At 60.4% G+C, this 20,622-nt stretch carries 20 protein-coding genes; 16 read left to right on the top strand and 4 right to left on the bottom strand.

The features are described 5' to 3' along the window. Positions 1-200: 200 nt before the first annotated feature. From mdcA to madM, 9 genes are all read left to right on the top strand, one after another. Positions 201-1,871 carry a malonate decarboxylase subunit alpha gene (mdcA, locus tag ACM6IR_RS26275; protein ID WP_414910391.1) on the top strand — a complete coding sequence of 557 codons (1,671 nt, stop codon included), beginning with the start codon at positions 201-203 and terminating at the stop codon, positions 1,869-1,871. Then, positions 1,871-2,746, top strand: coding sequence for a triphosphoribosyl-dephospho-CoA synthase (locus ACM6IR_RS26270; RefSeq protein ID WP_414910390.1), 876 nt, complete (start codon positions 1,871-1,873; stop codon positions 2,744-2,746). The genes mdcA and ACM6IR_RS26270 overlap by 1 nt, the downstream gene beginning before the upstream one ends. Next, positions 2,746-3,045, top strand: coding sequence for a malonate decarboxylase subunit delta (locus tag ACM6IR_RS26265; RefSeq protein WP_414910389.1), 300 nt, complete (start codon positions 2,746-2,748; stop codon positions 3,043-3,045). The genes ACM6IR_RS26270 and ACM6IR_RS26265 overlap by 1 nt, the downstream gene beginning before the upstream one ends. Further along, entirely contained in the window at positions 3,038-3,889 is an 852-nt protein-coding gene (locus tag ACM6IR_RS26260) for a biotin-independent malonate decarboxylase subunit beta (protein WP_414910388.1), read from the top strand. Before ACM6IR_RS26265 ends, ACM6IR_RS26260 begins: the two co-directional genes overlap by 8 nt. Next, complete coding sequence (mdcE, locus tag ACM6IR_RS26255; protein WP_414910387.1) at positions 3,886-4,689, top strand: biotin-independent malonate decarboxylase subunit gamma; 804 nt, start codon at positions 3,886-3,888, stop codon at positions 4,687-4,689. The genes ACM6IR_RS26260 and mdcE overlap by 4 nt, the downstream gene beginning before the upstream one ends. Next, positions 4,683-5,303 carry a malonate decarboxylase holo-ACP synthase gene (locus ACM6IR_RS26250; protein ID WP_414910386.1) on the top strand — a complete coding sequence of 207 codons (621 nt, stop codon included), beginning with the start codon at positions 4,683-4,685 and terminating at the stop codon, positions 5,301-5,303. The genes mdcE and ACM6IR_RS26250 overlap by 7 nt, the downstream gene beginning before the upstream one ends. Next, positions 5,300-6,211, top strand: coding sequence for a malonate decarboxylase subunit epsilon (gene mdcH / locus ACM6IR_RS26245; protein ID WP_414910385.1), 912 nt, complete (start codon positions 5,300-5,302; stop codon positions 6,209-6,211). The genes ACM6IR_RS26250 and mdcH overlap by 4 nt, the downstream gene beginning before the upstream one ends. A 65-nt stretch (positions 6,212-6,276) precedes the next feature. Continuing rightward, the gene (madL, locus tag ACM6IR_RS26240; RefSeq protein WP_414910384.1) at positions 6,277-6,693 is read left to right on the top strand and encodes a malonate transporter subunit MadL; all 417 of its coding nucleotides are present in this window, start codon (positions 6,277-6,279) and stop codon (positions 6,691-6,693) included. Position 6,694: 1 nt separating this feature from the next. Next, positions 6,695-7,459, top strand: a complete 765-nt coding sequence (gene madM / locus ACM6IR_RS26235) for a malonate transporter subunit MadM (RefSeq protein WP_201115878.1) — start codon at positions 6,695-6,697, stop codon at positions 7,457-7,459. A 111-nt stretch (positions 7,460-7,570) separates the two neighbouring features. Here the strand turns inward: madM and ACM6IR_RS26230 are convergent, their stop codons facing one another. Then, positions 7,571-8,485, bottom strand: a complete 915-nt coding sequence (locus ACM6IR_RS26230) for a LysR substrate-binding domain-containing protein (RefSeq protein WP_414910383.1) — start codon at positions 8,483-8,485, stop codon at positions 7,571-7,573. A gap of 163 nt (positions 8,486-8,648) precedes the next feature. On the opposite strand from ACM6IR_RS26230, the gene ACM6IR_RS26225 reads away from it, so the two are divergent. The 3 genes from ACM6IR_RS26225 to trhA all read left to right on the top strand — a co-directional run bounded on the left by ACM6IR_RS26225 (position 8,649) and on the right by trhA (position 12,561). Beyond that, complete coding sequence (locus tag ACM6IR_RS26225; protein ID WP_414910382.1) at positions 8,649-10,805, top strand: hypothetical protein; 2,157 nt, start codon at positions 8,649-8,651, stop codon at positions 10,803-10,805. A gap of 7 nt (positions 10,806-10,812) precedes the next feature. Then, the gene (locus ACM6IR_RS26220; protein WP_414910527.1) at positions 10,813-11,829 is read left to right on the top strand and encodes an NAD(P)/FAD-dependent oxidoreductase; all 1,017 of its coding nucleotides are present in this window, start codon (positions 10,813-10,815) and stop codon (positions 11,827-11,829) included. Positions 11,830-11,943: 114 nt separating this feature from the next. Further along, positions 11,944-12,561 carry a PAQR family membrane homeostasis protein TrhA gene (gene trhA, locus ACM6IR_RS26215; protein WP_414910381.1) on the top strand — a complete coding sequence of 206 codons (618 nt, stop codon included), beginning with the start codon at positions 11,944-11,946 and terminating at the stop codon, positions 12,559-12,561. On the opposite strand, the gene ACM6IR_RS26210 is transcribed toward trhA, so the two are convergent. Then, entirely contained in the window at positions 12,549-13,475 is a 927-nt protein-coding gene (locus ACM6IR_RS26210) for a LysR family transcriptional regulator (RefSeq protein WP_414910380.1), read from the bottom strand. The genes trhA and ACM6IR_RS26210 overlap by 13 nt on opposite strands. A gap of 107 nt (positions 13,476-13,582) precedes the next feature. Between ACM6IR_RS26210 and ACM6IR_RS26205 the strand changes: the two genes are divergently transcribed. From ACM6IR_RS26205 to ACM6IR_RS26195, 3 genes are read left to right on the top strand one after another with little or no spacing between them, the layout of a single operon-like run. Next, positions 13,583-14,824 (top strand): D-amino acid dehydrogenase, encoded by a 1,242-nt coding sequence (locus tag ACM6IR_RS26205; protein WP_414910379.1) that lies wholly within the window; start codon positions 13,583-13,585, stop codon positions 14,822-14,824. A gap of 18 nt (positions 14,825-14,842) precedes the next feature. Next, positions 14,843-15,193: a RidA family protein gene (locus ACM6IR_RS26200; RefSeq protein ID WP_414910378.1), complete on the top strand. Its 351-nt coding sequence runs from the start codon at positions 14,843-14,845 to the stop codon at positions 15,191-15,193. Positions 15,194-15,220: 27 nt separating this feature from the next. After that, positions 15,221-16,123 (top strand): transporter substrate-binding domain-containing protein, encoded by a 903-nt coding sequence (locus ACM6IR_RS26195; RefSeq protein ID WP_414910377.1) that lies wholly within the window; start codon positions 15,221-15,223, stop codon positions 16,121-16,123. Positions 16,124-16,268: 145 nt separating this feature from the next. Here ACM6IR_RS26195 and ACM6IR_RS26190 read toward each other — a convergent pair whose 3' ends face one another. Both ACM6IR_RS26190 and ACM6IR_RS26185 read right to left on the bottom strand, forming a co-directional pair. Further along, the gene (locus ACM6IR_RS26190) at positions 16,269-16,988 is read right to left on the bottom strand and encodes a 16S rRNA (uracil(1498)-N(3))-methyltransferase (RefSeq protein ID WP_414910376.1); all 720 of its coding nucleotides are present in this window, start codon (positions 16,986-16,988) and stop codon (positions 16,269-16,271) included. A 142-nt stretch (positions 16,989-17,130) separates the two neighbouring features. After that, complete coding sequence (locus tag ACM6IR_RS26185; protein WP_414910375.1) at positions 17,131-18,537, bottom strand: adenosylmethionine--8-amino-7-oxononanoate transaminase; 1,407 nt, start codon at positions 18,535-18,537, stop codon at positions 17,131-17,133. 222 nt (positions 18,538-18,759) lie between these two features. Between ACM6IR_RS26185 and ACM6IR_RS26180 the strand changes: the two genes are divergently transcribed. Next, a complete protein-coding gene (locus ACM6IR_RS26180) occupies positions 18,760-20,529 on the top strand; it encodes an FAD-dependent oxidoreductase (protein ID WP_414910374.1) in 1,770 nt (589 codons plus the stop codon). The last annotated feature ends 93 nt before the right edge of the window (positions 20,530-20,622 follow it).

Here is a 20,622-nt window from a genome sequence, read left to right as displayed (position 1 = left end):
GCGGGGATTGTTCCGGCCCCTTCGCGAGCAGGCTCGCTCCCACAGTGGAATGCGTACCCTGTGGGAGCGAGCCTGCTCGCGAAGACGTCGGTACTGGCAACCATTACCCTAACCGTAACGATCCGTCTCTCTGCTTGATTGATACCCCCCACCCAACACTCCTAAGGTGACCCCCACGACAGCGAACCCGTGGAGTGGTCATGACAACAACAATATCCCCCGACTCGCGATGGACGCGGCGGCGCAGCGAAAAGCAGCGGCGTCTGGCGTTGGTCAAGGGCCTGGCCGACGGTGTGGTGCTGCCCACCGACAAGATTGTGGCGGCGCTGGAGGCGTTGATCCTGCCCGGCGACCGTGTGGTGCTGGAGGGCAATAACCAGAAGCAGGCGGATTTCCTCTCTCGTTCGCTGGTCAAGGCTGACCCCGCGAAGCTGCATGACCTGCACATGATCATGCCCAGCGTCGGCCGCGCCGAGCACCTGGACCTGTTCGAGCGCGGCATCGCCCGCAAGCTCGACTTCTCTTTCGCCGGTGCCCAGAGTCTGCGCATCAGCCAATTGCTGGAAGATGGGGTGCTGGAGATCGGTGCGATCCACACCTACATCGAGCTCTATGCGCGACTGGTGGTCGATTTGATTCCCAACGTCGTGCTCTCGGCCGGTTTCATGGCCGACCGGGCCGGCAACATCTACACCGGCGCGAGCACTGAAGACACCCCGGCGTTGATTGAACCGGCCGCGTTCAGCGACGGCATTGTCATCGTTCAGGTCAATCAACTGGTGGACGACGTCAGCGAACTGCCCCGCGTCGACATTCCCGCATCCTGGGTCGATTTTGTGGTGGTGGCGGACAAGCCGTTCTACATCGAACCGCTGTTTACCCGCGACCCACGGCACATCAAACCTGTGCACGTGCTGATGGCGATGATGGCGATTCGCGGGATCTATGAAAAACACAACGTTCAGTCGCTGAATCACGGCATCGGTTTCAACACCGCTGCCATCGAGCTGATCCTGCCGACCTACGGCGAATCCCTCGGGCTCAAAGGCAAGATCTGCCGCAACTGGACGCTCAATCCTCATCCAACCCTGATCCCGGCCATTGAAAGCGGTTGGGTCGAGAGCGTGCACTGTTTCGGCACCGAACTGGGGATGGAAAACTACATCGCCGCTCGGCCCGATGTGTTCTTCACCGGCCGCGACGGCTCGCTGCGGTCCAACCGGATGTTCAGCCAACTGGCCGGGCAATACGCGGTGGACCTGTTTATCGGCGCCACCCTGCAAGTCGACGGCGACGGCCATTCCTCCACCGTGACCCGCGGCCGCCTGGCCGGTTTCGGTGGTGCGCCGAACATGGGCCACGACCCGCGCGGTCGCCGCCACAGCACGCCGGCCTGGCTCGACATGCGTCACGACGATGCAGCTGAACCGATGCTCGAGCGCGGCAAAAAACTGGTGGTGCAAATGGTCGAGACCTTTCAGGAGGGCGGTAAACCGACCTTCGTCGAAACCCTCGACGCGATCGACGTGGCGAAGAAAAGCGGCATGCCGCTGGCGCCGATCATGATTTACGGCGACGACGTCACCCACCTGCTGACCGAAGAAGGCATCGCCTATTTGTACAAGGCACGTTCGCTGGAAGAACGCCAAGCCATGATCGCCGCTGTCGCCGGGGTGACCGTCATCGGCCTGCGGCATAACCCGAAAGACACCGCGCGCATGCGCCGTGAAGGCTTGATCGCCTTGCCCGAAGACCTCGGCATCCGCCGCACCGACGCCACCCGCGAATTGCTTGCCGCCAAAAGCGTGGCCGACCTGGTCGAGTGGTCCGGTGGCCTCTACAACCCGCCCGCCAAGTTCAGGAGCTGGTAATGCACGCCTTTAACCTGCAACCGAAAACCTTAACGCTGGCCGAACGGCTGGCGGACCTGGCGGTGGACGCGCTGATCGACGAAGCGGACCTGTCGCCGAAACCGGCATTGGTCGACCGTCGTGGCAATGGCGCGCACACCGATTTGCACCTGGGGCTGATGCACGCTTCGGCGCTGTCGTTGTGGTCGGCGTTCAAGGGCATGGCGGAAGCGGCCATTGAGTTCGGCGAAGTCGGTGTGCCGCTGCGAGAAGCCGTTGGGCGGATTGGCCGGGAAGGGGAGCAAGACATGCTCGCCACCACCGATGGAGTGAACACCCACCGTGGCGCAATCTGGGCCTTGGGTCTGCTGGTGGCCGCTGTCGCGCTGGAGCCTGAATCCGCTGGCGCAAGTTCGATCACGCTGCGCGCCGCACGCCTGGCGTTACTCGATGATCGCTACGCGCCGCGTCCACTCAGCCATGGCGCCCTGGTCGCGCAACGTTACGGCGCACGCGGTGCCCGTGAAGAAGCGCAGCTCGGTTTCCCGGCGGTGATTCAACGTGCGCTGCCACAACTCAAACGCAGCCGCGCAGCCGGTCATGGCGAACAGAACGCCCGGCTCGATGCCTTGCTGGCGGTGATGACCGAACTGGCCGACACCTGCGTGCTCTACCGCGCAGGTGAACATGGCCTGCAAACAATGCAACTTGGCGCCCGGGCGGTGCTCGATGCGGGCGGCAGCGCCAGCCTCGCCGGTCGCCGTCGTTTGCATGAGCTGGACCAACAATTAATTGCGTTGAATGCCTCGCCCGGCGGTGCTGCGGATTTGCTCGCCGCCTGCCTGTTCATCGACCGTGTCGAGTCGGCTGACGGCATCCTCCAGGGAGCGTTTTGATGGAAACTTTATCCTTTGAATTCCCCGCCGGGCAGCCGCCACGCGGTCGCACGCTGGTGGGTTGTGTCGGCTCGGGCGACCTGGAAGTGATGATCGAACCGGGTCAGGCCGGCAAGCTGACCATCAACGTGCAGACCTCGGTCAATGGCAGCGAACAACGCTGGCAGCATCTGTTTGCGCGGATGTTCGACGGCCAGACGCCGCCTGCGATGGTCATCGATATTCATGACTTCGGCGCGACGCCGGGTGTGGTGCGTTTGCGTCTGGAACAGGGCTTTGAGGAGATCGGCCATGACTGATAGCGCAGCGTTGTTGCACAAGCACAGTTTCGTCGAACTCGGCGCCCGGCAACGAGCAAGAGCCCTGCTCGACGCCGGTACTTTCCGCGAATTGCTCGACCCGTTTCAACGCATCATGTCGCCATGGCTCTCACGCCAAGGCGTGGTGCCGCAAGCCGATGACGGTGTGGTCATCGCCAAAGGCAGCATCAAGGGTTTACCCGTGGTGATCGCCGCCATCGAAGGCGCGTTCCAGGGCGGCAGCCTCGGTGAAGTCGGCGGAGCGAAGATTGCCGGCGCACTCGAGCTGGCCGCTGAAGACAACCGTAACGGCGTTCCAACCCGCGCCGTGTTGTTGCTGGAAACCGGCGGCGTGCGTTTGCAGGAAGCCAACCTGGGGCTGGCAGCGATTGCCGATATTCATGCGGCGATTGTCGATCTGCGCCAATACCAGCCCGTCGTGGGTGTGGTGGCCGGCAGCGTGGGGTGCTTTGGCGGGATGTCGATTGCCGCTGGGTTGTGCAGTTATTTGCTGGTGACCCAGGAAGCACGACTTGGCCTGAACGGCCCGCAAGTGATTGAACAGGAAGCCGGGCTTGAGGAATACGACTCCCGCGACCGGCCTTTCATCTGGAGCCTGACCGGTGGCGAGCAACGTTTCGCCACTGGTTTGGCGGACCGATACGTCGCTGACGATGTGGCGCAGATTCAGCAGCAGGTCGGCGAATTGCTCCATCAGGGTTTACCGGCGCAACAACGCAGCCGTCAGGCCGACCTGTTTCTGCAACGGCTGGCCCGTCTGGATGCCGAGCCGCAAATCGACCCGGCGACGGTTCGCGATCTGTATCAAGGAGAGCACTCATGAGTTCGTATTCCCTGAGAGGTTTGAACTGGTTCAACGCCTTGAGTACGGCGGCGAAACCAGTGGGTGGCTTGCCGGCTTCGTTGAAGGTGGCCGATGGCATGTTGGGTGACCAGTCTGCTCGGTTCATCGCGGTGGTGGCCGACCCCGACAACCGTTTCGTCCGCGCTCGCAATGGCGAGGTCGGTTTGTTGGAAGGTTGGGGGCTGGCCAAGGCTGTGGATGAAGTCATCGCTGCGGATAACGACAAGCCGCACAAACGTGCCTTGATCGCTATCGTCGACGTACCCAGCCAGGCTTATGGTCGACGCGAAGAAGCCCTCGGCATTCATCAGGCACTGGCCGGTGCGGCGGACAGTTATGCCCGCGCCCGCCTGGCCGGCCACGCGGTGATTGGTTTGCTGGTAGGCAAGGCGATGTCCGGGGCATTTCTGGCGCATGGTTATCAGGCCAACCGCTTGATTGCCCTGCGTGATCCGGGCGTGATGGTGCATGCGATGGGCAAGGCTTCAGCGGCGCGGGTGACCTTGCGCAGTATCGAAGAGCTTGAAGCGTTGGCTGCCAATGTGCCGCCGATGGCGTATGACATCGAAAGCTACGCGAGCCTCGGTTTGCTCTGGGAAACCCTGTCGGTGGAACAGATTGAGCAACCGACGGCGGGTGATGTGGAGCGGGTGACTGAATGCCTGAATCAGGCGATTAATGAGGTCGCCGCAAGCGGTCGTGATTTGAGCAGCCGACTGGGCGCTACCAATCGTGCGGCGTCCAGCAAGGTTCGTCAGCTATTGAGAGCGCAGTGGTGAATACGTTCCTGGCCCACGACCTGCTCTGGGGGATGACGCTGGAGCAGTTGCCGGCGGATGCGCCTTCGTGGGTAATCGAGTCGATCAGCGCGGGTCAGCCGGTGGTGGTTCGGCGTGCGTTGAGTGCGCCGGACCACGTCGCGGTCGGGGTGCGTGGGCGGCTGCGTGAGCAGCGTTATGCCGCGCTGATGTCGTTCGCTTCGATTTCCCGTTGCGTCACACCGGAAGCACTGTGTCAGGTCTCGATCGATCGGGACTTGCCGGCCGTGCATGCCCTCCATCAACTGCGGCCGATGCTCGATGTCTGCGGTTGGGCGTGGGGTGTCAGCGGCAGCGCCGGGTTTGAATTGGCCAGCGGTGTTCAGGCCTTGCACGAGGGCAGCGATCTCGATCTGATTTTACGTACGCCGCAACCGCTGGAGCGGTCTCGGGCGCAGGGATTGGTGAAGGTGCTCGATACGGCGGGGTGCCAGGTGGACATGCAGTTACAGACGCCGTTTGGCGCCGTGGCGCTGCGCGAATGGGCCAGCCCTGCACGTCGGGTTTTACTGAAAAATGCCACTCAAGCCGGCCTGGTCATTGATCCGTGGAACCCACAGGAGCACGCAGCGTGAGCAGTTTGCTGGTGTTCCCCGGCCAAGGCGCGCAGCAGCCGGGCATGCTCCATCGTTTGCCTCGCGAGACGCTGATCGAGGCGAGTGATGTCCTCGGGGAAGACGCTTTACGGCTGGATTCTGCCGAGGCGTTGAAGTCGACACGGGCGGTTCAGCTCTGTTTGTTGATTGCCGGTGTGGCGGCTTCACGCCAGTTATCCATGGCGCCGGATTACGTCGCGGGATTGTCCATCGGTGCCTATTCGGCGGCAGTGGTTGCGGGCGCCTTGAACTTTCGCGATGCGCTGCATCTGGTCAGCCTGCGCGGTGAGTTGATGCAGCAGGCTTATCCACAGGGCTACGGCATGACCGCGATCATCGGCCTGGAGCTGGCGGTGGTAGAGGGATTGTTGGCGCAGGTTCACAGCATCGACACACCGGTTTACCTGGCCAACATCAATGCCGATAACCAGGTGGTGATCGCCGGAAGCGACGGTGCGATGAAAGCGGTTGCCGAGTTGGCGAAAAGTCGTGGCGCCGGTCTGGCAAAGCGCCTGGCTGTCAGTGTGCCGTCGCATTGCCCTTTGTTGGATGCACCTGCCAAATCCCTGGCTGAAGCCTTCAACACCGTGCCGTTGAACACGCCGACACTGGGTTACCTGAGCGGCAGTCGTGCCCGGCCCATTACCAGCACTGAAGCCTTGCGTGACGACCTGGCCTTCAACATGTGCCGCATCGTCGATTGGCGTGGCACCGTGCAAAGCGCTTACGAGCGCGGCGTACGTCTACAAATCGAACTGCCGCCTGGTGCGGTGCTGACCGGGCTGGCGCGCCGGGTGTTCGAGCAGGGCACTGTGATTGCCTTTGACGGTGCGCGAATCGATACCTTGCAGGCGCTGTTGCGTGAGGAGGGAAGCCGCCAACCCTAGACCCGCGACTCAGGCCTTCGAACAACAAAAACAATATTCGACGATGCACTTTGAGGACTACGACAATGATTATTTACGGTGTGGCGCTGTTGGCGATTTGTACGCTGGCAGGGGTGATCATGGGTGACGCTCTTGGCGTATTGCTGGGTGTGAAATCAAACGTTGGCGGCGTCGGGATCGCGATGATCCTGTTGATCTGCGCGCGGTTGTGGATGCAAAAGCGTGGCGGCATGACCAAGGACTGCGAGATGGGCGTCGGCTTCTGGGGCGCCATGTACATTCCGGTCGTGGTCGCGATGGCCGCGCAACAGAACGTCGTGACGGCACTGCACGGCGGGCCGGTGGCGGTGCTGGCGGCGATGGGTTCGGTGGTGATTTGCGGCTGCACCATTGCCTTGATCAGCCGGACCCACAAAGGCGAACCGTTGCCCGATGAACCGACGGAAGTCACGCCGGTCGGCACGCCAGTAGGGGGCCGCTGATATGTGGGATCTCATCGAGAAAGGTCTGGTCAATAACAGCCTGGTCACCGCGTTCGCCTTCGTCGGCGTGATCATGTGGGTGTCGGTGGTGCTGTCCAAACGCCTGACGTTCGGACGGATTCATGGGTCGGCGATTGCCATCGTCATCGGGTTGGTTTTGGCCTGGGTCGGCGGGACCATGACCGGCGGGCAAAAAGGCCTGGCGGATCTGTCGCTGTTTTCCGGCATTGGTCTAATGGGCGGCGCCATGTTGCGGGACTTCGCCATCGTCGCCACAGCGTTCGAAGTGCAGGCCACCGAAGCGAAAAAGGCCGGGTTGATCGGCGCGATCGCGCTGCTGCTGGGAACGATTCTGCCGTTCATTGTCGGGGCGAGTATTGCGTGGGCGTTTGGTTATCGGGATGCAGTGAGCATGACCACCATCGGCGCGGGCGCGGTGACTTACATCGTCGGGCCGGTGACCGGCGCGGCGATTGGTGCCAGTTCCGATGTGGTGGCGCTGTCGATTGCCACCGGGTTGATCAAGGCGATTTTTGTGATGGTGGGCACACCGATGGCGGCGCGCTGGATGGGGCTGGATAACCCACGTTCGGCGATGGTGTTTGGCGGACTGGCCGGAACGGTGAGTGGTGTGACGGCCGGGTTGGCAGCGACGGATCGGCGGTTGGTGCCTTATGGCGCGTTGACGGCGACGTTCCACACCGGGCTTGGGTGCTTGCTTGGGCCTTCGTTGTTGTACTTCATTGTTCGCGGGATTGTTGGTTAATCCGTTGGATTTTTGCTGAGTGAACTGACGTCTTCGCGAGCAGGCTCGCTCCCACAGGTACCGCGGCGTCTTTGTGGGAGCGAGCCTGCTCGCGAAAGGGGCGCCACGGTCTCAGGCTTGCCGATGGGCATACATCCGACACTCCGCCAGCAACGCCAGCAAGTTCGGGTCCCGCTCCTTGGCCTTCAAGAACACCACCCCGATGTGCTGCTGCAACCGATACTTTTCCTGCAACGGAATCAACTTCACCCGGTTCTCATACACCGCCGCAATTCTGCCGGGCAGCAACGCATAACCCACCCCCGAGCTGACCATGCTCAGCAAGGTGAAGATGTCGTTGACCTGCATGGCCACCTTTGGCTCGAACCCTGCCTGCTTGAACACCCGATTGCTATCCTGGTGCGTGGCGAAGCCTTGAGTCAGGGTAATGAACGTTTCGTCGCGCACTTCGGCCAGATCAACTTCAGTACGTTGGGCAAAGCTCGAATCCGCCGGGGTTGCCAGAAAGATGTCATCGGTAAACAACGGAATCTGTTCGCAGTCCGGGTCGTTTACGCTGTCGTCCAGCGACACCAGGATCGCGTCGACTTCCATGTTTTTGAGCTTGTACAGCAGGTCGAAATTCGACCCCAGGATCAGGTCGATATTGAGTTCGCTGCGGCGGATTTTCAGGCCCATGATCAGCTGCGGCACGGTCTTCACCGTCAGTGAATACAGCGAACCCAGCTTGAAGCGCTCAGCCGAGAATCCGGCCGCTTCGCGCGTCAGGCGCACGGTTTCGACCACGTCCTGAATCAGCTTCTGCGCCCGCTCTTCCAGCACATAAGCGCTCTCCAGTGGCGTCAGGTTGCGGCCTTCGTGTTTGAACAGCGGGCAACGCAGGGCGCTCTCCAGAGAGTGGATGGCGCGGTGCACGCTGACGTTGCTGGTCTGCAACTCGGCGGCGGCCCGGGCCAGATTGCCGGTACGCATGAAGGCCAGGAACACCTCGAGCTTTTTCAGGGTCAACTCTTCGTCGATCAACATGGGCCGAACTCTTTTTGGAATAGCTTGATTGTGCCCAACTCTCAACGATCACGCCTGATAAGAAGTGGGTATCGAGACCACAGAACTGGCATTTCTAACAGGTGTGCGTGCCCCATAAAAGATGCATTCTGGGTCACGCATGGATCCGGCTCCAGGAGTGTGTATGCCCCTTATCGATGAGGTTCAACGAGTCTGCGAGCGTTTGGCGCCCGCCGGCTGGCGTGATCTGCTGATACTCCATGGTCTTGATATCGAAGCAAGGCCGTTGGCCGATGAATTGAATAAAGCCCTGTCGATTGACCGCTCAATCAAGGGCTTTGAAGACTTTTCGTTGCAAGGCAGCCGTGGGATTGAGTCCGGTCATCCTTCGCGCAGTCTGCTGTATCACGCGTTGGCGTCGCCCACTGTGATTGAAGGCGCAGGGGCAACCCCGCTCCTTGATTTCGCGACCGGGGCAGAATTGGAGGCAGTGCTCAACTATGTGTACGGTGTCTGCCCACCGACCCTGGCGCAACTTCAGGCGCTGGCTGGCGCGGGCGCGAGCTTGGGACTGGCGGTGTTTGCACTTGAGTACAGACCTCAGCCAGACACGACGCATCGCAAGCACGCTGACCTGTGTTTTTCCCGTACCGGCATTGCACGTGTCGGCACCGCGCCTGTGCTGTACGACGCTCGACTGCGTGGTTTCAGCCCCTTTGTGCAGAATGACCTGCATGCCATGCGAGTCATGCCTGCTCGCTTCAGCGCCTATGTAGCCGTGCAGCAAAAGGGCGGTGTAGGTCACGGATGGGTCGAGGGTGATGAAAATCGGGATTTCTGGTTTCCGCTGCACAAGCTTTTCAATGGCTGTGAGTGCATCGCCGGGCTCGACCTGGACTTGGAACTCGAGGCATTGCACGTCAATGACAAGTTGCGACAGTTCCACATCAGGAGAGGGAATGAAGCGGACTGGTTTGAACCCGACATTTCGCAAGCCCCCTTTGTGCTGACTGAAGACCTCGCCGATTGGGCTGACAGCGCAGTGTATGGCACCGGCTTGAATGTGCCGGTACCGAAGGCCAGGCTGGTTGAGCCTGCCCTGTTTCAGGGTCAATCCGTTTCTTTTCGCGTCCCGCCCAACGCGAACTTTGATGGTTACATCATCAATAAACGTCATCAGTTAAAGGACGATGGCTCGATCCGTGACCTGAACAATGAGCCGGATGTAGACGCAATTATCAGGGCCGGCAACTACCGGGCACTGCACTTCATAGACTTCACCGCCGACGGCTGGATCAAGCCCGTTTGCCCGGCACTGACTGCCCACCTCCCGATCACCGTAGCCGCCTGCTCAATTTTAGCCGCACCGGATTTTTACCCGGACTGTGGGCAAGCAGCGCTGATTGAATGGGCACAACAGCAGGAGTTTCCCGAGCCAATCTGGTACGTCACGTTGCAGGCTTTGTCTGAGCGGAGGCTGGCAGGAAATCCGCTGCTGCCAGAGGGGCACTTTGTCGAGGAAGATAAAGGCATTACCGCGCTGGTCTCTCAGCTATTGCCGGCTGTGGGCGCCACAGCAATGGGGACTTCTGCACGTGCAGAACGTCCATCCTGGTTGCCCGACAGGGCTGCGGGCACCTTCAGTCCAGGTTGGGAAATTGCCAGCAACGGGGGATTTCGGCCAACGTTTATCTGCTCTTTCAACCTTGGCAGCCCGTTTGCAGAAGACGTGAGGATCTGTTCGGCTGCGGGCGCCTATTGGCCCGCGGTAACACCCGACAGTGCTCGTACCTTTGAGCCCGGGCTTTCAACACCGACAGTCATACCCTTGCGGGACTCTGAAAATGGCCAGACCGGCGAGACGTCGTGGGATGGCCAAATCGGGCCGCGTCTGGTGACGGTAAACGGGTGTCAGGCGGTTGAATACACCGCCTATGAATACAGCGATTACACGCGTAATGCGCTGGCCGGGCGCTTGTCGCTGTCCGTTACCGGGCATATTTCGCGAGAGGAGTATCAGCAACGGATTCTGGCCATGCATTTGGCTTACATCGCCATAGGTGCAATCACTCGCGAGCTACAGGGGCGGTGGGCGGTGCTGTCCTTTATTCGTGTGGTGCAACCTGATTCGGCCCTGACTCTGGCAGAGTCTGAAGCAGGGACGCAGCTGGATGGCGAGGTGGACTTTTTCATTATCTATCGACACGGCGCCGTTTCGACGCCCTCTGATTTCAGGCTGCGCCACGTTGAAGTACTGGAAATGGTCGAGCTGTTTATCGGGGCTGAAAGCCTTTTGATTAATACAGACAACAAGGGTTGGCTGAGCATTTCTTTTGACTGACCATGACGTGATCATCATTGGCGCTGGGCCCGCGGGTACGGCGGCGGCCATATTGTGCGCGCAACGGGGATTGCGAGTGGCGCTGTTGGAGCAGGCAGTTTTCCCTCGCGAGCGTCCTGGAGAGACGCTGCAACCGGGTGTTGAGCCTTTGCTGCAGCAGCTGGGTGTGGCCGCCGCGGTGCAGGCGGCCGGTTTTTTACGTCATGCAGGCCATTGGGTGCAATGGGGGGGCGCGCGCCAGTTCAGTGCCTTTGGTCAAGGCGCGACGGGCCCGAACCTGGGCTTTCAAATTCCTCGCGATGCACTGGATAGTCTGCTGCTGTGTCGGGCCGTCGAGTCAGGTGTACGGGTGGTGCAGCCTTGCCGTGTGCTCAAGGTAATCAGGGACTCGCAGCGGGTATGTGGGGTGCAAACCCGACAAGGTGATTTCATTGCTCCCCATTTGATCGACGCCAGTGGCACCAGCAGCTGGTTATCACGTCAGTTGAAACTTCGATGGCGAAAATTTTCGCCGCATCTGATCGCTCGCTATGGATATGCCGTTGGTGTGTGCCCTGACGACAAAATTTTTTGCGGGATTGATGCTGACCCGTTTGGCTGGTACTGGACGGCGAAAATAGATGAATACACTTACCACTGGACCCGCCTGTGTTTTCTCCCTGAAAACAAGGAGCAGGTCATTCCACCGGCCACGTTCAAGCACCTGACGAAATCCGGTCCGGTCCGCGGGGCCGATGTGACCTGGCGTGTATGCCAGCAGGTGGCAGGAAGCGGATTTTTTATCGTCGGAGATGCGGCATTTGTGCTGGATCCGGCGGCGTCACAGGGCGTGTTGAAGGCACTGATGTCAGGAATGATGGCCGCGCATGCGGTGATTCAAGCGCGCAGTTCGCCTTGGCATGAACTGAGCATCCAGCACCAATATCAGCATTGGGTAAATGAATGGTTTCACCGCGACCGACGGAGGATAAGCGAGTTGTACCGGGCTCACCCGTTCCCTGCGACGTGGGTGTTTGAGCGCTAGAGTAGGTTTAACCAGAACCTTTTTGCGCGCAGAGTGCGTTTGGAAACATTGCGCTTTTAACCTTCAGGCCTGAGCCTTGTGCAATGTTGTCCTGGATCTTGAGGTGAGCAACGCATGTATCACGGAGAAAAACTAAACGCCTGGACGCATTTGGTTGGGGCGGTGGCGGCGTGTGTGGGGGTGGTCTGGATGCTGGTGATCGCCAGTATCGACGGCAGTCCGTGGAAAATCGTCAGCGTGGCGATTTACGGTTTTACCTTGCTGGTGCTGTACAGCGCGTCGACCGTTTACCACAGCGTGCGCGGGCGCAAAAAAGCGATCATGCAGAAGGTCGATCACTTTTCGATTTACTTGTTGATTGCCGGCAGCTACACGCCGTTCTGTCTGGTGACGTTGCGCGGGCCTTGGGGCTGGACGTTGTTCGGGATTGTCTGGGGGCTGGCGCTGATCGGTATCCTGCAAGAGATCAAACCGCGTTCGGAAGCACGGATTCTGTCGATCGTGATTTACGCGGTGATGGGCTGGATTGTGTTAGTGGCGGTCAAGCCCTTGCTCGCGGCGCTGGGCGGCGCCGGGTTTGCGTGGCTGGCGTCGGGCGGGGTGTTGTACACCGTGGGGATCATCTTTTTTGCCCTCGATCATCGCCTGCGGCACGCGCACGGGATCTGGCATTTGTTCGTTATTGCCGGGAGTTTGCTGCACTTTGTGGCGATTATGTTTTATGTCCTTTGAGGCTTCTGCGGGATCAAGCGATCCAGTTGCGCCTGCGCCCGTCGGCTGAACACCTGCAACAAGTCGCTCAAGGTATGGGGCGGCGGTTCGTCGGCGCGGATTACCGCATACAAAGTGATCGGTAACGCTGGCGCCAGAGGCCGAATCGCCGTGGTGGCCGGGGATGCGCCGAGCGCGGTAAACGGGTCGATCACTGCCAGCCCGGCACCGGACTCAACCATCGCCCGCGCGAGCGAATAGGTCTGTACGGCAATCCTTACCCGAGGTGGCGGATCGACCGCCTCAAGGTAGCTGTCGAGTCTGGCCGCCAGCGGGTCGGCGCTGGAAAGGCCGATCAGCGGCGCACCGGCCAGTTCGCTCAACGGTAGCGGTTGGCCCAGGCTGTCGTCGGCCCAATAGCCGGTCGGCGCCAGCGCCACCAACATCCCGCGGGCCAGCACTTGTGCCTTCAGGCCCGGATGATCAGGTGGTTGCAACGTCAGCGCGATATCGACTTCGCGCATCAACAAATTCTGCATCAGCTCACGGCTGTGGGCGCTGGACAGTTCGCAGGCAATTTCCGGGTAGCGCTTCGTCCATTCGTTGATTGTTGGCGGCAGTAACGACAAGGCCAGCGCCGGGATGGCGCCGATCCGTACACTGTGGCCCGGCGTGCGGCGCAGGCTCTGGGCCAGACGTCGCACGCCTTGCAGGCTTTCGGTGACCTTGTCGACCTCGCGCTCAAGCTCCAGCGCTTCAGGCGTAGCCTGCAATTTACCGCGCACCCGCAGGAATAACGCAAAGCCCAGTTGCTGTTCGGCGTGCTGCAGCACTTTGCTCACCGCCGGCTGCGACACGTGTAGCAACTGCGCGGCGCCACTGACCGAGCCGGTCTGGCGAATAGCCTGGAAAATCTCAATGTGTCGCAGTCGCATGGCAAGTCCATAACCTTTGTTTATGGGTCAGCCATCTTTATGCATTGTTCAACGCCTGTCACCTGGTCCTAACCTGAGGCCTGTTTCAATAACGGTTAAGGAAAGACATGGCTCAGCGGGTTTGCATCATCGGTGGGGGCGTCATCGGGTTGACGACAGCCTACGCGTTGGTACGCGAAGGCATCGACGTGACGCTGATCGAGGCTCGGGATTCCCTGGGCCGCGAGACCAGTTTCGCCAACGGCGGCCAGTTGTCCTACCGTTACGTCGCGCCGCTGGCCGATGCCGGCATTCCGCTGCAGGCGATTGGCTGGATGTTGCACGGAGACTCGCCACTGAAGCTGCGTCCGCGTCTGGACTTGGCGCAATGGCGATGGATGGCGTCTTTCCTGGCGGCCTGCCGTCGTTCGGTAAACCAGCGCAACGGCGCACATTTACTGCGTCTGGCAATGCTGAGTCAGTCCACGCTGCAAGGCTGGCGCGACGAAGATCGTCTTAACGGTTTCGACTGGCGTCGCAACGGCAAACTGGTGACGTTTCGTGAAGCTGCGAGTTTCGAGCATGCACGCCAGGGCCTGGCCGATCCGCGACAGCAACACGTGCTGTCGTGGGCCGAATGCGTACAGTTGGAGCCTGCACTCGCCGAGACGCCGTTTGTGGGCGCGATTTATACCCCCGACGATGAAGTCGCCGATTGCCATGGCTTCTGCCAGCAACTGCTGGCTCGGCTCCAGGCATCGGGGCGTTGCGAGTTTTTACTCGGCTGCAAGGTCACCGGTATTCGCCACGCGGACGGCGCGGTGCAGGCCGTCGAAATGGGTTCGCAGGTGTTGCCGGTCGAGCAACTGGTGATTGCTGCCGGTCATCGCAGTCCGGCACTGGCATTGCCGGGCATGAACCTGCCGCTGTATCCACTCAAGGGCTACAGCCTGACCCTGCCCATCAGCGCCGAACATCGCGCACCGGACCTGAGCATCACCGATTACAACCGCAAGATCGTTTACGCCCGCATCGGCGAACAACTGCGCGTGGCGGCGATGGTCGATATTGTCGGTTTCGACCCGGCGCTCGATCCCAAACGCCTGGCGCTGCTTAAACGTCAGGCCCGGGAAACCTTGCCGAATGCCGGCGATTACGACGTCGCCATCGAATGGGCCGGCATGCGGCCGGCCACCCCCAGCGGCGTGCCGTTGATTGGGGCCACGGTGTACCGCAACCTCTGGCTCAACCTCGGCCATGGCGCACTCGGTTTTACCTTGGCATGTGGCAGCGCTCGATTGCTCAGCGAGTTGATCACCCAACGCACACCGTCAATCGAAATGCACGGCCTTGCACCTCGCATCACCTGACTTGAAAAGGATAAACAAATGAACATCAACCGAATCAACAGCAACAATCGACTCTCTGGCGCGGTGACTTTTGGCGATCTGGTGTTTCTATCGGGACAGGTGCCGGGTGACTGCCCTGATGTCACCGGCCAAACAGTCGAGGTGCTGGCGAAAATCGATGTGTTGTTAGCCAAAGCTGACAGCGACAAGAATCATTTGCTCAACGCGACCATTTACCTGAAAGACATTGGCCGCGATTTCGCAGCCATGAACGAGGTCTGGTCACAGTGGCTGTCGCCGGGCCAGGCACCGACCCGCACCACTTTGCAGGCACAACTGGCCCGACCGGAAGTTCTGGTGGAAATCGCCGTAATCGCCACCCGCCGCTAATCGCTCTATCCACAACGGAGAATAACAATGCAAAAAATCACGTTGATCGGCTGTACCCTCGGTCTCCTGCTCGCCAGCCACGTCCAGGCCGACGAAGCGCCGCTGACCGGTACGCTGAACAAGGTCGCCACTACCAAGAGCATCACGCTGGGTTATCGCGACGCGTCGGTACCGTTCTCCTATGTGGGTGATCAAACGGGGCAACCGATGGGATATTCGGTGGATCTGGCGGGCAAGATTGTCGAGCGTATCAAGCAAAAACTTGAGCTGCCGGATCTGAAGGTGAAGTACAACCTGGTGACCTCGCAAACGCGTATTCCGCTGGTGCAGAACGGCACTGTCGACCTTGAATGCGGCTCAACGGGCGTGACTGCCGAGCGCATGCAGCAAGTGGCGTTTTCCTACGGGTTTATTTATGTGAAGGGGCAATTGCTCACGGCGAAGGACAGCGGAATTAAGAGTTTCGCCGACCTGCGCGGCAAGAACGTTGTGACCACAGCTGGCACCACCAACGAGCGGTTTCTCAAGAGCTACAACGTCGATCACAAAGTCGATATGTTCGTGATCAGTGCCAAGGACCACGGTGAAGCCTTCCAGATGTTGCAATCGGGCCGGGCGGTGGCGTTCTATATGGACGACGCGCTGCTCTACGGTGAACGCGCCAAGGCTCGCGATCCGCATAACTGGGTGGTGGTTGGCGAGGAGCAATCGAGGGAAATATACAGCTGCATGGTGCGCAAGGATGATCCGCAATTCCTGGCGCTGGTCAACGGCGCGTTGGGCGACCTGTATCGCTCAGGGGAAATCAACAGCATCTACCAGCGTTGGTTCGAACAACCGATCCCGCCAAAAGGTCTGAATCTTGAGTTCCCGATGACCAGCGAACTCAAGGCGATCATTGCTAAACCGGTGAGTGATCCGGTGCAGTAGTTCCTGAAGGATCGTCCCCGCGTAGAGGGGGAAGAATCGGACTCTGCTTTATATCCTGTAGACCGCGTCGCGGCCATTCGCGAGCAAGCCCGCTCCCACAGGTACAGCGGCGTCCTTGTGGGGGCGAGCCTGCTCGCGAAAGGTACTAGAAGTCACCCCATAACTGTTGGGCCACCGCCAATGCCACCACCGGCGCGGTTTCGGTGCGCAACACGCGAGGTCCAAGCCGGGCGGCATGGAAACCCGCGCCCCTGGCCTGATCAACCTCAGCATCCGACAACCCACCCTCAGGCCCGATCAGAAACGCCAGCGTCGCCGGTTTTGCATGACTCACCAACGGCTCCGCCATTGGATGCAACACCAACTTCAATTCTGCTTGAGTCTGCTTCAACCAGTCCGCCAACAGCAGCGGCGGATGAATCACCGGCACCCGTGAACGCCCGCATTGCTCGCACGCGCTGATCGCCACCTGACGCCAGTGCATCAGGCGTTTGTCGGCCCGCTCGTCCTTCAACCGGACTTCGCAGCGATCGCTGAAGATCGGGGTGATTTCAGTGACGCCCAGTTCAGTGGCTTTTTGAATCGCCCAGTCCATCCGCTCGCCGCGCGACAGGCCTTGGCCCAGATGGATCGAAAGCAGCGACTCGACCTGGCCGACGAAGCTTTCATCAATCTGCACCACGACGCGCTTCTTGCCGACTTCCACCAGCGTGGCGCGGAACTCATGCCCCGAGCCGTCGAACAGCTGCAACGCATCGCCCTCGGCCATGCGCAGCACGCGGCTGATGTAATGGGCCTGGGCCTCGGGCAACTCGTGTTCGCCGATGCTCAAGGGGGCGTCTATAAAGAAGCGGGACAGTCTCATCGGGGGTCTCTGTAAAGGTGTGGAAATCTGGCGGCCCCATCGCGGGCAAGCCCGCTCCCACAGTTGACCGCATAACCCTGTGGGAGCGGGCTTGCCCGCGATGACGGTAGTCCGGTCACCGCTGAAGCTTAAGTGAAATCAATCAGCCCGGATCGCGGAAGCCCGGATGGAAGTCCTTCGGTACCGACACACTGACGCTGTCACGGGTCGCGATGTCGATGCCTTCGCTGGCCACTTCGGCCAGAAAGTCGATCTGCTCCGGGGTGATCACGTACGGCGGCAGGAAATACACGACGCTGCCCAGCGGACGAAGTAAAGCACCTCGCTCCAACGCATGCTGGAACACCTTCAAGCCGCGACGTTCCTGCCACGGATACGCTTGCTTGGTGGCCTTGTCCTTGACCATTTCGATGGCCAGCACCATGCCGGTCTGACGGACTTCCGACACGTTCGGATGATCCACCAGATGCGCGGTGGCGCTGGCCATGCGCTGAGCCAGGGCCTTGTTGTTCTCGATGACGTTGTCTTCTTCGAAAATATCCAGCGTCGCCAGTGCCGCTGCGCAGGCCAGCGGGTTGCCGGTGTAGCTGTGCGAGTGCAGGAAGGCGCGCAGGGTCGGGTAGTCGTCGTAGAACGCGCTGTAGACATCGTCGGTCGTCACGCACGCCGCCAGCGGCAAGTAACCGCCAGTCAGGGCCTTGGACAGGCAGAGGAAGTCCGGGCGGATGCCGGCCTGTTCGCAGGCGAACATCGTGCCGGTGCGGCCGAAGCCGACAGCTATCTCGTCATGGATCAGGTGCACGCCATAGCGGTCGCAGGCTTCACGCAGCAGTTTCAGATACACCGGATGATACATGCGCATGCCGCCAGCGCCCTGGATCAACGGCTCGACGATCACGGCCGCGACGGTGTCGTGGTGCTCGGCCAGGGTCTGTTCCATGGCGGCGAACATATGGCGCGAATGGTCTTCCCAGCTCATGCCTTCGGGGCGCAGGTAGCAATCGGGACTGGGCACCTTGATGGTGTCCAGTAGCAGCGCCTTGTAGGTTTCGGTGAACAGCGGCACGTCGCCCACCGACATCGCCGCCATGGTTTCGCCGTGGTAACTGTTGGTCAGGGTGACAAAGCGCTTCTTGTTCGGCTGGCCGCGATTGAGCCAGTAGTGGAAGCTCATTTTCAGCGCGACTTCGATGCAGGAAGAGCCGTTATCGGCGTAAAAGCATCGAGTCAGGCCTTCCGGCGTCATTTTTATCAGGCGTTCGGACAGTTCGATCACCGGCTGATGGCTGAAGCCGGCCAGGATCACGTGCTCCAACTGATCGACCTGATCCTTGATGCGCTGGTTAATTCGCGGGTTGGCATGGCCGAACACATTGACCCACCAGGAGCTGACGGCATCGAGGTAGCGTTTACCTTCGAAGTCTTCCAGCCACACGCCTTCACCGCGCTTGATCGGGATCAACGGCAGCTGTTCGTGGTCTTTCATCTGGGTGCAGGGATGCCACAACACCGCGAGATCGCGTTCCATCCACTGTTTATTCAGGCCCATTTTCTGTCTCCTCGAGGCTACCCGCGATGCAGGCGGGCAAACAATCGCGCAAGCCTATGCAATGCATCGCGTTGGGACAACCCATTGCGTCAATTGAGCTACTTTGTATAGGTCGATAGAGGTTGCTGGCGGGTGCCTGAAGCCTGACGTATCCTTCGCGGTTCTTTGAGTCGTCTGACTCGTAAAACTGCTATTTCCTCATGTATTTCCGGAGTTCGCTGAATGTCTGCTGGTTGGCTGCGCGCCTGTGCGCTGGTGATGTTGGGGCTGTTCAGCGTGTCTGCGCTGGCCAAGGATAAAACCGCGATTGTGATCGGCGGCGGCCTGTCTGGCCTGACTGCCGCTTACGAGCTGCAGAACAAAGGCTGGCAAGTCACCCTGCTGGAAGCCAAACCGAGCCTGGGCGGTCGCTCCGGCATGGCCACCAGTGAATGGATCGGCAACGACAAGACCCAACCGGTGCTGAACAAGTACGTCTCGACGTTCAAGCTGAGCACTACGCCGGCCCCTGAATTCGTACGGACCCCGGGCTACCTGATCGATGGCGAGTACTTCACCGCCGCCGATCTGGCGACCAAGCAACCGACCACGGCCGACGCACTCAAGCGCTACGAAAAGACCCTGGATGATCTGGCACGCTCGATCGACGATCCACAGAACCCGGCCGCCAACAGCACGCTGTTCGCCCTGGACCAGGTCACCGTGGCCAGCTGGCTTGATCGTCTGAACCTGCCAGCGACGGCCCGTCAGTTGGTGAATCAGGAAATTCGTACCCGTTATGACGAACCTTCGCGCCTGTCGCTGCTGTACTTCGCACAGCAAAGCCGTGTTTATCGTGGCGTCTCTGACCGTGACCTGCGCGCTTCGCGTCTGGTAGGCGGCAGCCCGGTGTTGGCCCAAGCCTTCGTTAAACAGCTGAAAACCATCAAGACCAGCTCCCCGGTTTCGTCCATTACTCAGGACAAGGACGGCGTGACCGTCAAAGTCGGCAGCGTTGGCTATCAGGCTGACTATGTCGTCGTGGCCGTGCCCTTGCGCGCACTGAACATGATCCAGATGACCCCGGCGCTGGATGCCCAGCACATGGGCGCCATCAAAGGCACCAACTACGGTTGGCGCGACCAGATCATGCTGAAGTTCAAAACGCCCGTGTGGGAAAGCAAGGCGCGGATGACCGGTGAGATCTACAGCAACGCCGGTCTGGGCATGCTGTGGGTTGAGCCGGCCTTGAAAGGCGGCGCCAACGTGGTAATCAACCTGTCCGGCGACAATGCCCGGGTGATGCAGGTCTTCGGCGACAAGCAGATGGTCGATCAGGTGTTGATCCGCCTGCACGCGTTTTATCCACAGGCTCGCGGTTCGTTCACTGGTTATGAAATCCGCCGCTACAGCACCGACCCTTCGACGGGCGGCGCTTACCTGGCCTTTGGTCCGGGGCAGATCAGCAAATACTGGCGCTTGTGGGAACGCCCACTGCAACGTGTAGCTTTTGCTGGCGAACACACCGACACCTTGTACCCCGGCACCCTGGAAGGCGCACTGCGCACCGGTCAACGTGCGGCCAGTCAGGTTGAAGACCTGGCGGCGGGCAAATCGTTTGAACCGGCGAAGGTCGTTCCGGCAGCGACCGTTGCGGCGGCGGCAGGTGCTGGCGCGGTGGCAGCCAAGAAAGGCAACTTCTTCAGCAACCTGTTCGGCAGCTCGGATGACGACAAGAAACCGGAACCGGTCAAGGCGCCTGAGCCAGTAGCTCCGCCCCCTGCGCCAGCACCGGCTCCGACCCCTGCACCCGCGCCGGTCGAAGCACCGAAGCCTGCGGAACCGGTGAAAGCCGAGTCTGCCAAAAAGACCCACGCAAAAACTCCGGCGAAGAAACCGGCGGCCAAGACCGAGGCGAAAAAAGCCCCGGCCAAGGCTCCGGTGAAAAAAGCCGAGCCGGCGAAGAAACCAGCAGCCAAACCGGCGGCGACTACTGAGACCACTGCTCAGTAACGTTCAGGCGTAAAAAAAGCGCGGCTCAAGGGCCTAATGCCGATCAGTTAAGCCATAACGCGATCCGTAGCAGCTGGCGAAGCCTGCGTCCGG

Source organism: Pseudomonas sp. IT-P253 (genome assembly GCF_949768125.1).
GTDB lineage: Bacteria > Pseudomonadota > Gammaproteobacteria > Pseudomonadales > Pseudomonadaceae > Aquipseudomonas.
This window is presented reverse-complemented; position numbering and strand designations above follow the sequence as displayed.

What these genes read in the sequence shown, in the direction of transcription:
- ACM6IR_RS26190 (WP_414910376.1), bottom strand. Translation starts at nt 16,988, where the DNA reads ATGAGACTGTCCCGCTTCTTTATAGACGCCCCCTTGAGCATCGGCGAA.
- ACM6IR_RS26260 (WP_414910388.1), top strand. Translation starts at nt 3,038, where the DNA reads ATGACTGATAGCGCAGCGTTGTTGCACAAGCACAGTTTCGTCGAACTC.
- ACM6IR_RS26270 (WP_414910390.1), top strand. Translation starts at nt 1,871, where the DNA reads ATGCACGCCTTTAACCTGCAACCGAAAACCTTAACGCTGGCCGAACGG.
- ACM6IR_RS26230 (WP_414910383.1), bottom strand. Translation starts at nt 8,485, where the DNA reads ATGTTGATCGACGAAGAGTTGACCCTGAAAAAGCTCGAGGTGTTCCTG.
- ACM6IR_RS26200 (WP_414910378.1), top strand. Translation starts at nt 14,843, where the DNA reads ATGAACATCAACCGAATCAACAGCAACAATCGACTCTCTGGCGCGGTG.
- trhA (WP_414910381.1), top strand. Translation starts at nt 11,944, where the DNA reads ATGTATCACGGAGAAAAACTAAACGCCTGGACGCATTTGGTTGGGGCG.
- mdcE (WP_414910387.1), top strand. Translation starts at nt 3,886, where the DNA reads ATGAGTTCGTATTCCCTGAGAGGTTTGAACTGGTTCAACGCCTTGAGT.
- ACM6IR_RS26210 (WP_414910380.1), bottom strand. Translation starts at nt 13,475, where the DNA reads ATGCGACTGCGACACATTGAGATTTTCCAGGCTATTCGCCAGACCGGC.
- ACM6IR_RS26180 (WP_414910374.1), top strand. Translation starts at nt 18,760, where the DNA reads ATGTCTGCTGGTTGGCTGCGCGCCTGTGCGCTGGTGATGTTGGGGCTG.
- madM (WP_201115878.1), top strand. Translation starts at nt 6,695, where the DNA reads ATGTGGGATCTCATCGAGAAAGGTCTGGTCAATAACAGCCTGGTCACC.
- madL (WP_414910384.1), top strand. Translation starts at nt 6,277, where the DNA reads ATGATTATTTACGGTGTGGCGCTGTTGGCGATTTGTACGCTGGCAGGG.
- ACM6IR_RS26225 (WP_414910382.1), top strand. Translation starts at nt 8,649, where the DNA reads ATGCCCCTTATCGATGAGGTTCAACGAGTCTGCGAGCGTTTGGCGCCC.
- ACM6IR_RS26195 (WP_414910377.1), top strand. Translation starts at nt 15,221, where the DNA reads ATGCAAAAAATCACGTTGATCGGCTGTACCCTCGGTCTCCTGCTCGCC.
- ACM6IR_RS26265 (WP_414910389.1), top strand. Translation starts at nt 2,746, where the DNA reads ATGGAAACTTTATCCTTTGAATTCCCCGCCGGGCAGCCGCCACGCGGT.
- ACM6IR_RS26205 (WP_414910379.1), top strand. Translation starts at nt 13,583, where the DNA reads ATGGCTCAGCGGGTTTGCATCATCGGTGGGGGCGTCATCGGGTTGACG.
- ACM6IR_RS26185 (WP_414910375.1), bottom strand. Translation starts at nt 18,537, where the DNA reads ATGGGCCTGAATAAACAGTGGATGGAACGCGATCTCGCGGTGTTGTGG.
- mdcA (WP_414910391.1), top strand. Translation starts at nt 201, where the DNA reads ATGACAACAACAATATCCCCCGACTCGCGATGGACGCGGCGGCGCAGC.